Source organism: Herbidospora galbida, from assembly GCF_005233835.1.
Lineage (GTDB): Bacteria > Actinomycetota > Actinomycetes > Streptosporangiales > Streptosporangiaceae > Herbidospora > Herbidospora galbida.
Genome location: NZ_SZQA01000025.1, coordinates 38,772 through 52,664 on the forward strand (window position 1 = coordinate 38,772; position 13,893 = coordinate 52,664).

Sequence of the window (13,893 nt, forward strand, 5' to 3'; positions counted from 1 at the left end):
TAGTCACAGAGGAACCCTGATGACCATAACCTGAAGGTGACACGGACCTTACTTAGCCAATTGATAGAGCCCACGGGTTTTAACTGTGTGACGGGAAGGGCAGAAGAGAAGATTCCCGTCCTCCCAAATGCCGAAATTTCACCAATCGTGGCACGTTGCTCTCAGCACGTAACTAGAGATCCAGGACGAGGCTCTCCCGCACCGGCACCGAGCAGCAGATGAGGACGTCGCCCACCGCCGGCGGCTCCAGCGGTTCGGTCCGGTAGCGGACGTCACCGGCCAGCAGCCCGGTCACGCACGTGTGGCACACCCCCGTCCGGCACGACCACCGCACCGGCACGTCGCACGCCTCGGCGAGTTCGAGGAGACTGCCGTACTCCTCGCCCCACCGCACGGTCAGCCCGCTGCGCGCGAAGGTGACCTCCGGCCCGGTCCCCTGCGACGCCGGCGGGTGCGGCCGGACGTGCCTGGCCCCCACCACACCGGGGTTGACAGCCGCCAGCGTCCCGAACAGTTCGGTGTGCACCCGGCCGGCCGGGAGCCCGGCGCCGGCCAGCGCGTCGGACATGGCGCTCATGAAACCGGTGGGTCCGCATATATAGGCGTCGGTGTCGGCCGGGAGCCCGAGTTCAGCCAGGCCGGCGGCGGTCGGGCGGCCGATCTCGGCGTGCGGCGGCAGCGGTTCGCCGGCTTTCTGGGCGGTGAGGAACACCTTCTGATGGGCGCCGGGGATGCGGTCGAGCAGCGCGCGTACCTCGTCGGCGAACACCTGCGTCCTGACAGTACGTGTAACGTGCAGCCACCAGACGCCCCGTTCGGCGCCCGTCTCGGCCAGCGCGTGGAGCATCGCCAGCACGGGGGTGATGCCGATCCCGGCCGAGATCAACGCGACCGGCGACGAGCCGTCGGCCATGGTGAACTCGCCCCGGGGCGCGGCCACCTCCAGCGAGTCGCCCTCGGCGACCCGGGAGTGCAGGTATCCACTGACCTCGCCGCCGGGCTCGTGCTTGACCGTGATCCGATAGCCGGACGATCCAAGTGACAGCGAGTAGCTGCGGACCGACCCGTCGGGCACCCGTACCGTCAGGTACTGGCCCGGCAGGGCCACGGGCAGGGCCGAGCCGTCGGCGGGCGCGAGATAGAAGGAGACGGTGTCCTCGGTCTCCCGGCGCACCCGCGTGACGGCCAGCGGCCGGAACCCCGGCCAGGCCGGCTGCGCGACGGTCCGGGCGGCGAGCAGGTCGCGGAACGAGCCCTGCCAGCCGGGGCTCAGCGCCGGATTGTCCAGCGCCGCCCGCAGCCGCGCGGGGTCGCGCCGGCCGGGGAGGTAGAGCAGCCCGTCGGCCTCGGTGACCGAGACCTCCCCCGCGCCGACCGACAGCCGCTCGATGTCGTCTCCGGCCTCCACGACGCCCTCGGTGATCACCCGGAGGTAGAACCCGGGCCGCCGGTGCCCGACGAGCAGCGAGGCCATCTCGGGCACGCCCATCCGCATCCCCACCCGGAAACAGGTGACCCGGGGCTGGGTGACCTCGAAGACGGCCGTGCCGATCCGGTAGCGGTCGCCGATGTTCACCTCGTCGTCGGGCAGCCCGTCGACGGTGAAGTTCTCGCCGAACTGGCCGTGGACGAAGTCGTCGCGCCCGAAGTGACGGCTCCAGTAGGCGTAGGAGTCGATCTGGTAGACCAGCACGGCGCGCTGCTCGCCGCCGTGCCCCGCGAGGTCACCCTGCCCGTCGCCGTCGACGTTGAGCCGCCGCACCCGCCGCGGCCCCCGGACGCTGCTCTTCCAGATGCCCGTGTGGACGGTGCGTCCCTCCCAGGGCACGTCCTTGGGCAGGCCCACGTTCACCGACAGCAGCTTTCCGACAATCTCCCCCATATGGGTGGACCTACCCAGCTCAGCGCACACGCCCTCGCGGCTTCAGCCGCAGAGAGGGCAGCTCGGGGGCGCGCAGGGGGTCGCCGTCGTAGCCGGGCACCGGGCCGAGGGCGCCCTCCCCCCAGGCGCGCCGGAACTCGACGATCTCGTCGTGGGAGCGTCCGACGAAGTTCCACCACATGACGATCCGCTCCTCGAAGGGCTCGCCACCGAGCAGCAGCAGGCGGGCGTCCCCGCCGAGATCCACCGACGAGCGGCCCGCGCCCAGGTAGAGCAGCGGACCCGGCTCCAGCGTCGTCCCGGCGACCTCGGCGGTCCCCGACAGCACGAGCGCCGCGTACTCCCAGGCGGGCTTGAGCGGCAGCCGCGACGGCGCGGACACCACGATCTCGGCGCCTGCGATGGGCGTGTGCGCGGTGGCGGGCGAGGTGAGCCCGGCCAGCTCCCCCAGGAGCACGGTCACCGAGCAGCCGGGCTCGGTCAGCTCGGGCAGGTCGGGGTGGTGCTCGAAGGCGGGAGCGGTGTGCCGGGCGCTCTCGGGCAGCGCGACCCACAGCTGCGCGCCGTGCAGCCGCCCGTACTCGGACTCCTCGGAGTGGGCGATGCCCCGTCCGGCGGTCATCAGGTTGAGCTGGCCCGGCTTGATCACCTGCTCGCTGCCGAGCGTGTCGCGGTGCAGCACCTCGCCCTCGACGAGCCAGCTGACCGTCTGCAACCCCGTGTGGGGGTGGGGCGGCACCGTCATCGCGGCCGGTTCGGGACCGTAGGCGTCGGCGAAACACCACGCCCCGACCATCCGCCGCCCGGCGGTGGGCAGCGTGCGGGTCACCTTCATCCCGCGTGTCCCGCCCAGCACGACGTCGCGGCCGGGCAGCAGCTCCGGTTCGCCCGCGCCCTCGCCGCCGCAGACGGCCTCCCGGGGGTCGCTTTCGAGGTTGCTCATGTACCGGAATCTACGCCGACACCCGTACGGAAGAAGACGAAGGCCCCGCTCGCGACGAGCGGGGCCATCGGGAAAGGTGATCAGCCGGCGTGGGCGCCGTTCACCGACAGGACGCGCTCGGCCGGGATGGCCGGGAACTGGCCGGTGTCGACGATGCCGTGCTCCAGGTAGGCCGCCTCGATCAGCGCGTGGGCCTTGGCCTCGAGCTTCCAGAGGGAGCGGAACTCCTTGGCCATGTCGATCGGGACGCCGGTCTCGCGGGCGATGTCGACCGCGCGGGGCACGAAGCGCTCCTCGATGGCCTGGTCCCAGTACGCGCGGGCGGCCTTGATCCACGACGAGCGCTGCATGATGTCGACCGGGGAGGCGGCGGGCTGGCGCTGCTCGTCTTCCTCGTCGGCCGGGGCCATCAGCGCGCGCACCGCGATGCTCGGCTGCGGGGGCTCGGGCTCCCACGGCACCGGCGGGTGCAGGTCGAGCAGAGCGCTGGTGTTGAACAGCGCGCCGATCTGCGACAGCAGCGCCTCCTGGCGCTCGGCGTCGTTGGCCAGGCCGGTGTGCTCGACGGCCTGGTCCATGGCGCGGTCGAGGCGGGCCAGCGCGGCGCGCATGCGGCGCTCGGAGGCGCCGGTCTCGCGCAGGTGGCGGGCGCGCTTGGCGGCCAGGGCCACCCGGGTCAGGCGGCGGTGGGCGTCGACGTCGCTGGCGGTGCGGTCGCTCGACTCGGCCAGGCCGAGGCGGACCATCGCGCGCTCGGGGGTGAGCCGCCAGTGGATGCGGTGACGGCCGGTGAGGCGGACCCGCTCGATGGCCATGCCGCGCTCCCAGAGCCAGGCGGCGACCAGCGGGGCGGCCAGGCGGAAGATCGCCTCGGCGACGCTGGCGGCGTCCATCGCCGACAGCACGGCCGACAGGCCGGTGAGCACCCAGACGGCCAGGCCGTCGATGCCGGCGGCGTAGTTCTCGCGCATGTTGCGGCGGGCCCGCACGGCGCTCGTGATGACGGCGACCTCGATGAACGCGAAGAGCAGCAGCCGCAGCGGGCCGTCGAACCCGAGGACGTCTCCGGCGAACTGCCACATGCCCTGGGCCGACACACCGGTCGCGATGCTCGCGGCGACGATGGTCAGGATGTCTTCGGTGGGCCGCGGGGCGATGTACTTGGTGAAGACGCGGCCGGCTCCGCGCCAGACGGCGCGCAGGACATAGAGCAGGATGACGAGCGCCACCAGGGCGAAGACGGCGATGATCGCCGCGCCGACCGGGTTCGCGGAGACCCAGGCGGAAATCTCTTCGAATTCAGGCATACGAACCATCAATCTCGACGTCCGACGGTATAACGACGCGATCATTCCAGAATGTCGCGTGCCACGCGCGCGAAACCCCTGTGACAGCGGGGAAATCGGTGATTCCAGCCTCCTGTGGCGGGGAGGCTTATCGGGTACCGAACCGGCCCGAATCGTTGTTAGATGGCCCTCGGCGGAGGAGGACACCATGGACGTCGCCGACCTCGTCAAAGGGGCCGCCGGTGGAGACGAGGCGGCCTGGAACGCTCTCGTGGCCCGGTTCACCGGGCTGTTGTGGGCGGTGACCGCCGGGTTCGGGCTGGGCGACGACGACCGGCGGGACGTCGTACAGGAGGCCTGGTTACGCCTGGCCGAGCGGCTCGACCGGATCGAGCAGCCCGACAAGGTCGGCGGCTGGCTGGCCACGACCGCCCGGCGCGAGGCGCTGCGGCTGGCCAAGGCGGCGGGCCGGGTGACCCCGGCCGGAGACGACTTCCTCGCCGACGTCCGCTCGCCCGACCGCACCCCCGAGCAGGTCCTCCTCGACGCCGAGCAGGCGATGCTCGACGCCGCGCGGGCGACCCGGCTGCTGGCGGCGTTCGAGCAGCTCGGGCAGCGCTGCCGTGATCTTCTGAGGATCCTGTCGGCCACCCCGCCGCCCAGCTATCTGGAGATCGCGGCCACCCTCGACATGCCGGTCGGCAGCATCGGGCCGACCCGTGCCCGCTGCCTGAAGACGCTGCGCGCGAAACTCGGTGGCCCCGACTAGGTATCAGGACCGGCCGGTCACGCTCCTACCTTCCGTGACAATCGTGTCTGATCTGAGGGCCGCCTTCGTCGGACGTGACCGCGAACGGGCCGCCCTCCACGCGTGCGCCGCCGGGGCCCGTTCGGGCCGCCCGGCGCTGGTCCTGGTCGACGGCCCGCCGGGCGTGGGCAAGACCGCACTGGTGCGGAGCGCGCTCGACGGTTTCCGGGTGCTCGCCGCGAGCGGCGATCCCCTCGAAAGCTCCTTTGATTACGGCTTCGCCCAGCAGTGGCTCCACGACGACGCCGCCGGCGACCCGACCGATGTCGGCGCCCGCCTGCTGGGCCTGCTCACCGCGTCGCAGGAGCCCGTGGCCCTGGTGGCCGACGACGCGCAGTGGGCCGACCTCCCCTCGGTGCGGGCGCTGGCGTTCGCGCTGCGCCGCCTGCACACGGGGACCGCGCTGGTCGTCGTGGTCACCCGCGACGAACCGCCCGACGGGCTGCGGCGGCTGTTCCGGGACGCGACCCGGCTGTCACTGACCGGGCTGAGCGTGGCCGAACTGGGGGAACTCGCGGCGCTGGTGTGCCCGGAGCCGATCGGGGCCGCGGCGCTGGCCCGGTTGCGGGCGCACACCGGCGGTCTCCCGCTGCACGCCGAGGCGCTGCTCCGGCAGACGCCTCCCGACGTGCTGGCCGACCCCATGGGGCGGCTGCCCGCGCCTCGGGGGCATGCGATGGACGTGCAGGACCGGCTGGGACGGCTCGACGAGAAGACCCGCGCGCTGGTCCGGGCCGCGAGCGTGCTCGGCGGGGAGTGCCCGCTCTGGCAGGCCGAACGGCTCGCGGGCACCCCCGACGCGATCCTGCTGCTCGACGAGGCGGTGACGGCCGGGCTGCTGGTCCACCGGGTCGGCGGGGAGCTCCTGGTGGGGTTCCCCGATCCGCTGACCGGGGCGGCGGTCTACGAGGGGCTGCGGCCGTGCGAGCGGGCCCGGCTGCATCTGGACGCCGCCGCGATCTGCCCCGACCCGGTCGACCGGCTGCGGCACCGGATCAGCGCCGTCTCGCGGGCCGACGACGCGTTCGCCGGGGAGGTGGCCGCTTTCGCACGGGAGCAGGGGGCGTCCGGGAACTGGGACGTGGCGGCCGACCACCTGGAGCGTGCCGCCCGGCTGACGGCCTCGGCCCGCGAGCGCGGGGTGCTGCGCGCGGAGGCGGTGCACGCGCTGGTCCTCGACGGCCAGCTGTCGCGGGCCGCCGAATCGGCGCGGGAGCCCAACGCCCATCCGGGCGCGCGGGCGTTCGCGGCGGGGATCGTCGAGGAGGCGTGCGGGGACGGCGCACGGGCCCGGCGCCTGCTCGAACTCGCCTGGCGCGACCGGGAACCGGCCTTCGAAGGCGCGGTGGCGACCGCACTGGCCCGCCTCTCCTTGGCGGAGGGCCTGCTCTCGGACGGACACCGGTGGGCGTTCCGGGCATCCGGACCCGGGGCGGGGTTCGTCCAGATGGTGTCCCAGTTCGCCGCCGGTCGCCTGGACAAGGTTCTGGACCTTCGCCTGCCGGATCCCGCGGTGGCCTCCTTCGGGGAACTCGACCTGCTGACCGGCCGCGCGGCGGTCCGGCTCTGGACGGGCGACGCGGCCGGGGCCCTGGCCGACCTGACGGGTGTCCCGGGAGAGGTGGCCGAGGCGTTGCGGGCTCTCGCGGAGGTGCGCACGGGAGCCTGGGACGAGGTGCTCTCCCGCACCATGGGCACCTGGACGGCGCCCTACACGGCGGCGGCCCAGGCCATGGTCCACGCGGCCAGGGGGGCCATCACCACCGCCCGCGCCCTGCTCACGAGGTGGGGGAACGTCGGCACCCCGGCGAGCGGTCTGGCGTGGACGTTCCTCGCGTCGGCGGCGGCGTTCGCCGACCAGGTCGAAAGCGGGTCCGAGGGCCCCGCGGCGCCGGAGACGTCGCCCGACGCCGGGCGGGCGATTCCTCCGGGCCTGCTGCCGGTGGACGACGTCTGGGTCGGCGGGCCACGGGTCCGGGCGGGGACGGCGGCCGCGCGCGGGGAGGGCGCGGCGGCGGTCCGGCTGTTCGAGGAGGCGGTGCGCTCGCCCGATCCGTTCGAGTGGGCGCGGGCCGAGTTCGCCTACGGCTCGTTCCTGCGCAGGTCGGGGCGGCGTACGGACGCGGCCACCCGGCTGCGGGCCGCCTGCGACGGGTTCCGGGCGCTCGGGGCCGCGCCGTTCCTGGAACGGTCCAAGCAGGAGCTGGCCGCCTGCGGGCGGTCGAACGACGCGCTGACGGCCCAGGAGAGCACGGTCGCCGGGCTGGTGGTGGCGGGGCTGACCAACAAGGAGATCGCCCGGCGGCTGATGCTCAGCGTGAAAACGGTCGAATATCACCTGTCGAACGTGTTCGCGAAGCTGGGGGTGTCCTCCCGGACCGCTCTGGTGGCGCGGCTCGTGCGGGGTCAGCCCCTGCGGGCGTAGAAGCGGCCGTCGTGGCGGTCGATCCGCAGCGGGCGGCCGAAGCACTCCGAGAGCAGCTCGCCCGTCAGCGTCTCGTCGACCGGGCCGCCGGCCAGCACCCGGGCGTCGCGCATCAGCAGCGCGTGGGTGGTGGTCGCGGGGACCTCCTCCAGGTGGTGGGTGACCAGCACGGTCGCCAGGCCGGGACGGGCGGCGAGCTCCTCCAGGGCCTCGATCAGGTCTTCGCGGGCGGGCAGGTCGAGGCCGGCGAACGGCTCGTCGAGGAGCAGGATCTCGGGGTCGGCCATGAGGGCGCGGGCCACCCGGACGCGGGCCCGCTCGCCCTGGGAGCAGACGACGAAGAGCCGGTCGGCCAGGTCCTTGCAGCCCAGGTCGGCCAGCAGGCCCTCGGCCTTGGCGTGCTCGGCCGGGCCGTACTGCTCCCAGAGGGGGGCGCTGGTGCCGGTGTGGCCGGTCAGGACGACCGTCTTGGCGGTCGCGCCCTCCTCCTCCAGCAGGGACTCGTCGACGAGCCGCTGGCTGGCCGCCACCAGGCCGATGTGGCGGCGCAGCTCCCGCAGGTCGACCTTGCCGAGCTGCTTCCCCAGCACGCGGGCGGTGCCGGAGGTGGGGTGGCGGACGGTCGCGGCGACCGACAGCATCGTGGTCTTCCCGGCGCCGTTGGGGCCGAGCACCACCCAGTGCTCGCCCTTCCGGACGGTGAGGTCCACGTCGGAGACCAGCGCGCGGCCGACGGCGCGGACGCTCACCCCGTGGAGTTCAAGCGCGGAATCGTTCATCCGCACAGCATGTCAGGGTGTTTCAGGACACCCGGAACCGACCTCCCACGCGGTCGAGGTCGGCGGGGTGGTCGGCGATGTGGATGCGGTCGCCGTGCTTCACCCCGGCGGGGACCGCCGAGTCGAGGTAGGTGTTGATCCCCTTCACCAGGAAGTCGTCGAGCTCGCCGTCGACCAGCCGCAGCAGCGCCGCGCCGCCCTTGGCGGTGATCAGCTCGATCGGCCGGCCGTCGAGTTCGACGCAGACGGCCCCCTCGTGGTCGCTCTGGGTCAGCACGGTCAGGTAGGCGACGTCGCGGTCGGGGTGGACGCGCAGGTAGGCGTCGGCGTGGCCGTGCGTGATCCGGACCCGGGAGGCCACGACGGCGGGGGCCGAGGGGAGGGCGTCGGCGAGGACCGTACAGGGACGGAGTTCCTCGTCCAGGGTCGGCGCCGGGCCGTCGACGACGACCGAGCCGCCGGCGGCGAGGTGCGCGGCCAGCAGCGCCTGCACGTGGCGGTGCATGAACGGCCCGCCCGGTACGGTCACGCTCCCGTGGGCGGCGAGGTCGGCGACGGTGGCGCTCTGGAGTTCGACCAGCGCGTAGTCGACGCCCTCGGCGCGGCAGCGCTCGTGGTAGGCGCGCAGCGACCGGCCGAGCTGCGGGGCGTCGGAGCCCTCGGGCGAGAAGGCGGCGATCCCGGCGTACGGAAGATAGAGGCCGTAGGCGCCGGCCCGCTCGGGGCGGGACTCCAGGAACTCGGCGCCGTGCAGCGTCAGGAAGTCGGACATCGACTTCAGGGTGTGGGCCTTCGGGGTGGCCTCGCCGTTCTCGTCGATCGGGGCGCAGTCGGGGTAGGGCGACTCGTGCACGTCGTCGAGGTCGGCGGTCCAGCCCGAGGTGTTGACGCCGGTGTAGACGTTGTAACCGGTCGCGCCGGCCGCCAGGGCGAGCAGCGTCTGGTGGTAGGAGGTGGTGCCGTCGGCGTAGGCGGGGTCGTAGAGCTTGGAGAAGCCCCAGTTCTCCTCCAGGTTCGGGCCCGGGGCGCGCTTGGCGGCCGTCACGTAGCGGGCGTGGGAGTCGCGGTTGGCCGACACGACGCCCATCCAGTTGGTGAAGCCGTAGTTGATGCCGTCCCAGATCTCGGGTCGTACGCGGGCCAGCCAGTCGTCGAAGGAGTGGTGGTGCTCGGCGGGCGGGTTGAGGTTGACCACGACCGGGACGCGCGCGGCGACGGCGGCGCTCCAGCGGTGGTAGACCTCGGCCATGTACTCGGCGTGGAAGCGTCCCCAGTCGGCGTAGGACTGCAACTCCTCCGATCGCGCAGGCCCGGTCCACTCCCTCGGGGGCTCGACGTCCGACCAGTCGGTGATCGCGGTGCCGTGGAGGCGGTCATACTCCTCGACGGTGCCGTACCACTCCTTCAGCCGGTCGCGGTAGAAGGCCAGCGCCGAGGCGCTGTAGTCATAGGCGCTCAGCGGGAGCGCGCCGCTGGTGTAGATGCCCTCGTTGGCGATCTGCATCAGGATGATCGGCCCGTTCGGCCAGGTCGCGGGCTCGATGACCTCTTTTCCGGTGGCGTTGAGCCACTGGGTGACCATGCCGTCGAACAGCGGCGCGAGCGGCGCGGGCAGCGGGTCGCCGAGCCAGTTCGAGGCCTCGCCGGCCGAGTCGAGGACGGCCTCGATCGCCGGGTTGTTCTTCGGGCACACCCAGTCGGGCAGACCGCCGTAGTTGGTCTCGGCGTGGATGAACGGCCCGGGTTTGGCGACCACCTGGATCCCGAGGTCGTGGCAGAGCGCCAGGAATCCCACCACGTCACGGTTGCCCTGGCTCTCCCCCGAGAAGTCAGGCGGCCCGTCCGGGGTCGGCTGGTGGTGCCGCCACGGGAGGTAGCACGTGATCACGCGGATGCCCAGCACGTCCCGGATCGCGATGAGCCGGTCACGCCACACGGAGGGATCGTCCCGGTAGTAGGGATAGTCGGCCGTTACGAGCACCTGCGGCTCGCCGTCGATGACGGTAACCCCGTCGCGGACCTCGATGGCCACGCTCACTCCTTCGCTGATACACCCGATTGCTCTAATACATAGTCTATATCTTGAAAAAAGTCACCCACAGATCATTGGTAACGCTCCGACCACGTCGGATGACTTATTTTTGGCTCTGATCTAACATGGGCCCAGACATGGGGGAAGGAAGATCATGGTGAGGCCCGAGCGACGTACCGTCCGCGATCTCCGAAGGGGGAACCGGGCGGTCCTGTTGCGCGCCCTCTACTTCGCGGGCCCGACCAGCCGTCACGAGCTGACCGCCCTGACCGGGCTCAGCGCGGCCACCGTCAGCAACGTGACCGGCGACCTGCTCGCCGACAACATCATCGTCGAGGCCGGGCTGGTCGACAGCGACGGCGGGCGCCCGCGCGTGCTGCTGCGCGTCAACCCGACCTACGGCTTCGCGATCGGCGTCGACGTCGGCGAGACCCACGTGCGCGTCGAGCTGTTCGACCTCGACATGAACGAACTGGCCAAGAGCGAGTTCGCGCTGCGCCCCGGCGCCCACGAGGTCGACGTCGTCGTGCGGCACGTGCTGTCGGGGATCGACGCCGTCGTGGCCGACAGCGGGGTGGCGCCGTCGAAGGTCCTCGGCGTGGGCGTCGGCGTGCCCGGCATCGTCGAACGCGGCCCCGAGGCGATGATCCACGCGCAGACGTTCGGGTGGGACTCGGTCCCGCTCGGCACCCTGCTGCGCGCCGGCACCCCGTTCCCCCTGCACATCGACAACGGCGCCAAGACGATGGGCCAGGCCGAGATGTGGTTCGGCGCCGGACGGGGATCACAGCACGCGGTGATCGCGCTGATCGGATCGGGCGTGGGCGCCAGCATCATCGCCGACGGCATGACCTACCGGGGCGCCAACAGCTCCGCCGGCGAGTGGGGCCACACGAAGATCGCCATCGGCGGCCGCGACTGCCGGTGCGGCGGGCGCGGGTGCCTGGAGGCCTACATCGGCGCCGAGGCCGTGCTGGAACGTGCCGGAATCGACGTCGACACCTCGACCGAGCAGGCGGCCTTCGCCGAACTCGTGACCTCGGGGTCTCCCGTGGTCGACGAGACGGTCGAGTACCTGGGGGCCGGCCTGGCGAACCTGATCAACCTGTTCAACCCGGAGCGGATCGTCGTCGGCGGCTGGGCCGGCCTGCTGCTCGGCCAGCACCTGCTGACCACGATCAAGCAGAAGGCCGCCGAGAACTGCCTCACCCAGCCCTATTCGACCGCCTCGATCGTGCTCGGCCGGCTCGGCCCCGACGCCGTGGCCCTGGGCGCGGCCACCCTCGTCGTGGACGAATTCCTGCTCAGCACCACCTCGTCGTCAGTGTCTCGGGAGCCCGCCGTAAGCTAGTTCGGCGCGCTGACCTTACGGATTTCCGTCGCGTGAGGGAGCGCATACCGCAGAATGGCGTCAAACCCCCCACTGGCCGAGGAGATCACTTTGGGCACTTCACGCGACATCCTGGACCTCGCCCTCAGCGCCCGCGAACTGGCCGACAACCAGCCCGCCGGCACGTTGGAACACGCGGCCGCCACCTCCGTGGCGATCACCTGCGCGACCACGCGAGACGAGGACCAGGCCCGATCGGTGCTGGAGGGGGTATCGCCCGAAGAAGTCCGCGCCGCCGCGCTGGAACTCTTCGAACGTCTCGCCCAGCAGTAAGAGGCACGACGGCTCCGGCCTGTGGGCGCGCCGGAGCTCGGGTCGTGTACGGCCCGGGGATGCGGACGAGCCCGCCTCCCCCGTGATCGCCAGGCCTCCGGTGGTCATTCGGCCGTGTCGGCCGTCTCCCCTGTGACGACCTCCAGGACCGATTCGCCGTATTTGGCCAGCTTGTTCTCGCCGATGCCGCTGATGGTGGCGAGTTCGGCGAGGGTCGCGGGCAGGCGGGTGGCGATCTCCTTCAGGGTCGCGTCGTGGAAGACGACGTAGGCGGGGACGCCCTGTTCCTTCGCGGTGGCGCCGCGCCAGGCGCGCAGGCGTTCGAACAGCGGCTTGGCCTCGGCGGAGAGGTCGGCCGCCTGGGGAGCGGACTTCGCCACGGCGACCCTGGCCTTGCGTTCCGGGTCTTTGCGCATGCTGATCGGGCGCTGACCCCGTAGGACGTCGGCGCTGGCGTCGGTGAGGATCAGGGTCGGATAGTCGCCGCCCTCGACATCGAGGATGCCCAGGGCCAGCAGCTGGCGGATGACCGCCCGCCATTCGGCCTCGCGAAGGTCGGTGCCGACGCCGTAGACGCTCAGCGTGTTGTGGCCGTATTGGCGGATCTTCTCGTTGTCGCGGCCGAGCAGGATGTCGGTGATGTGCGCCGCGCCGAACTTCTGGCGGCGTTCGCGGTGCAGGCGCAGGATCGTCGACAGGACCTTCTGGGCGGCGACCGTGCCGTCCCAGGACTCGGGCGGGGTCAGGCAGGTGTCGCAGTTGCCGCACGGCCCGGCCTTCTGGCCGAAGTAGTCGAGCAGGCCGACGCGACGGCAGCCGACCGACTCGCACAGGGCCAGCATCGCGTCGAGGTGCCGGGACAGCCGCCGCCGGTGGGCGTCGTCGCCCTCGGAGGTGTCGATCATGCGGCGCTGCTGGACGACGTCCTGTAGCCCGTAGGCCATCCAGGCCGTCGACGGCAGGCCGTCGCGCCCGGCGCGGCCGGTCTCCTGGTAGTAGCCCTCGATCGACTTCGGCAGGTCGAGGTGGGCGACGAACCGGACGTCGGGCTTGTCGATCCCCATCCCGAACGCGATCGTCGCCACCATCACCAGCCCCTCCTCCCGGAGGAACCGCGACTGGTGGGCCGCCCGTGTGCGGGCGTCGAGCCCGGCGTGGTAGGGCAGCGCCGGGACGCCGTTCTGGGCGAGGAAGGCCGCGACCTGCTCCACCGAGTTGCGCGACAGGCAGTAGACGATGCCGGCGTCGCCCTTGTGCTCGTTGCGCAGCAGGTCGAGCAGCTGCTTCTTCGGCTCGTTCTTGGGGACGACCCGGTATTGGATGTTGGGCCGGTCGAAGCTGGCGACGAAGTGGCGGGCGTCGTCGAGCTTGAGCCGGGTGGCGATCTCGGTGTGGGTGGCCGGGGTGGCCGTGGCGGTGAGGGCCACCCGGGGCACGTCGGGCCACCGCTCGTGGAGTGCCGACAGGGCCAGGTAGTCGGGCCGGAAGTCGTGCCCCCACTGGGACACGCAGTGGGCCTCGTCGATCGCGAACAGCGAGATCTTCGCCCGGTCGAGCAGGTTCATCGTCTGCTCCGACCGCAGCCGCTCGGGCGCGAGGTAGAGCAGGTCGAGCTCACCGGCGACGAACAGCGCCTCGATGGCCTGGCGCTCCCCCATGTCCTGCGTCGAGTTGAGGAACCCGGCCCGCACCCCGAGCGCGGTCAGCGCGTCGACCTGATCCTGCATGAGCGCGATCAGCGGTGAGATCACCACGCCGACGCCGGGCCGCACGAGGGCGGGGATCTGGTAGCAGAGCGACTTCCCGCCCCCGGTCGGCATCAGGACCAGCGCGTCACCACCCGCGACGACGTGGTCGATGATCTCCTGCTGGCCGTCACGGAAGGTGTCGTAGCCGAACACCCGGCTCAGCACGTCGTGCGGGTCGGTGAACCGGGTCTCGTCGGCCCAGGGGGCCATCTCGAGCCGCGGCTCGTCTTCGTCGTCCCAGTCGGGGGCCTCGGCGTCGGGCCAGGGGGCGAGTTCGTCGGGGGAAGCCACCCGCACACCCTAACGAGCCCGGACGACAATCCCGCC

10 protein-coding genes are annotated in these 13,893 nt (G+C 72.1%); 4 read left to right on the plus strand and 6 right to left on the minus strand.

The window, feature by feature from the left end; all coding sequences use genetic code 11:
* Positions 1-172: 172 nt before the first annotated feature.
* From FDA94_RS24260 to FDA94_RS24270, 3 genes are all read right to left on the minus strand, one after another.
* Positions 173-1,882 (minus strand): MOSC and FAD-binding oxidoreductase domain-containing protein, encoded by a 1,710-nt coding sequence (locus FDA94_RS24260; RefSeq protein WP_137249378.1) that lies wholly within the window; start codon positions 1,880-1,882, stop codon positions 173-175.
* Between the two features lie 19 nt (positions 1,883-1,901).
* Complete coding sequence (locus FDA94_RS24265) at positions 1,902-2,825, minus strand: pirin family protein (RefSeq protein WP_137249379.1); 924 nt, start codon at positions 2,823-2,825, stop codon at positions 1,902-1,904.
* An 80-nt stretch (positions 2,826-2,905) separates the two neighbouring features.
* Positions 2,906-4,132 carry a hypothetical protein gene (locus tag FDA94_RS24270; protein ID WP_137249380.1) on the minus strand — a complete coding sequence of 409 codons (1,227 nt, stop codon included), beginning with the start codon at positions 4,130-4,132 and terminating at the stop codon, positions 2,906-2,908.
* Between the two features lie 187 nt (positions 4,133-4,319).
* On the opposite strand from FDA94_RS24270, the gene FDA94_RS24275 reads away from it, so the two are divergent.
* The gene (locus tag FDA94_RS24275; RefSeq protein ID WP_137249381.1) at positions 4,320-4,880 is read left to right on the plus strand and encodes an RNA polymerase sigma factor; all 561 of its coding nucleotides are present in this window, start codon (positions 4,320-4,322) and stop codon (positions 4,878-4,880) included.
* Positions 4,881-4,923: 43 nt separating this feature from the next.
* Positions 4,924-7,344, plus strand: coding sequence for a helix-turn-helix transcriptional regulator (locus tag FDA94_RS24280; protein WP_170991096.1), 2,421 nt, complete (start codon positions 4,924-4,926; stop codon positions 7,342-7,344).
* On the opposite strand, the gene FDA94_RS24285 is transcribed toward FDA94_RS24280, so the two are convergent.
* Both FDA94_RS24285 and FDA94_RS24290 read right to left on the minus strand, forming a co-directional pair.
* Positions 7,326-8,123: an ABC transporter ATP-binding protein gene (locus FDA94_RS24285; protein ID WP_137249383.1), complete on the minus strand. Its 798-nt coding sequence runs from the start codon at positions 8,121-8,123 to the stop codon at positions 7,326-7,328. The two genes, FDA94_RS24280 and FDA94_RS24285, sit on opposite strands and share 19 nt — an antisense overlap.
* Before the next feature lie 22 nt (positions 8,124-8,145).
* Complete coding sequence (locus FDA94_RS24290) at positions 8,146-10,155, minus strand: beta-galactosidase (RefSeq protein WP_137249384.1); 2,010 nt, start codon at positions 10,153-10,155, stop codon at positions 8,146-8,148.
* Positions 10,156-10,309: 154 nt separating this feature from the next.
* Here FDA94_RS24290 and FDA94_RS24295 point away from each other — a divergent pair, with 154 nt between their 5' ends.
* Both FDA94_RS24295 and FDA94_RS24300 read left to right on the plus strand, forming a co-directional pair.
* Positions 10,310-11,506 (plus strand): ROK family protein, encoded by a 1,197-nt coding sequence (locus FDA94_RS24295; protein WP_137249385.1) that lies wholly within the window; start codon positions 10,310-10,312, stop codon positions 11,504-11,506.
* A 90-nt stretch (positions 11,507-11,596) separates the two neighbouring features.
* Complete coding sequence (locus FDA94_RS24300) at positions 11,597-11,818, plus strand: hypothetical protein (protein WP_030456848.1); 222 nt, start codon at positions 11,597-11,599, stop codon at positions 11,816-11,818.
* Positions 11,819-11,922: 104 nt separating this feature from the next.
* Here the strand turns inward: FDA94_RS24300 and recQ are convergent, their stop codons facing one another.
* Positions 11,923-13,857 (minus strand): DNA helicase RecQ, encoded by a 1,935-nt coding sequence (gene recQ, locus FDA94_RS24305; RefSeq protein WP_281286621.1) that lies wholly within the window; start codon positions 13,855-13,857, stop codon positions 11,923-11,925.
* Between the last annotated feature and the right edge of the window lie 36 nt (positions 13,858-13,893).

What these genes read in the sequence shown, in the direction of transcription:
- FDA94_RS24260 (WP_137249378.1), bottom strand. Translation starts at nt 1,882, where the DNA reads ATGGGGGAGATTGTCGGAAAGCTGCTGTCGGTGAACGTGGGCCTGCCC.
- FDA94_RS24265 (WP_137249379.1), bottom strand. Translation starts at nt 2,825, where the DNA reads ATGAGCAACCTCGAAAGCGACCCCCGGGAGGCCGTCTGCGGCGGCGAG.
- FDA94_RS24270 (WP_137249380.1), bottom strand. Translation starts at nt 4,132, where the DNA reads ATGCCTGAATTCGAAGAGATTTCCGCCTGGGTCTCCGCGAACCCGGTC.
- FDA94_RS24275 (WP_137249381.1), top strand. Translation starts at nt 4,320, where the DNA reads ATGGACGTCGCCGACCTCGTCAAAGGGGCCGCCGGTGGAGACGAGGCG.
- FDA94_RS24285 (WP_137249383.1), bottom strand. Translation starts at nt 8,123, where the DNA reads ATGAACGATTCCGCGCTTGAACTCCACGGGGTGAGCGTCCGCGCCGTC.
- FDA94_RS24295 (WP_137249385.1), top strand. Translation starts at nt 10,310, where the DNA reads ATGGTGAGGCCCGAGCGACGTACCGTCCGCGATCTCCGAAGGGGGAAC.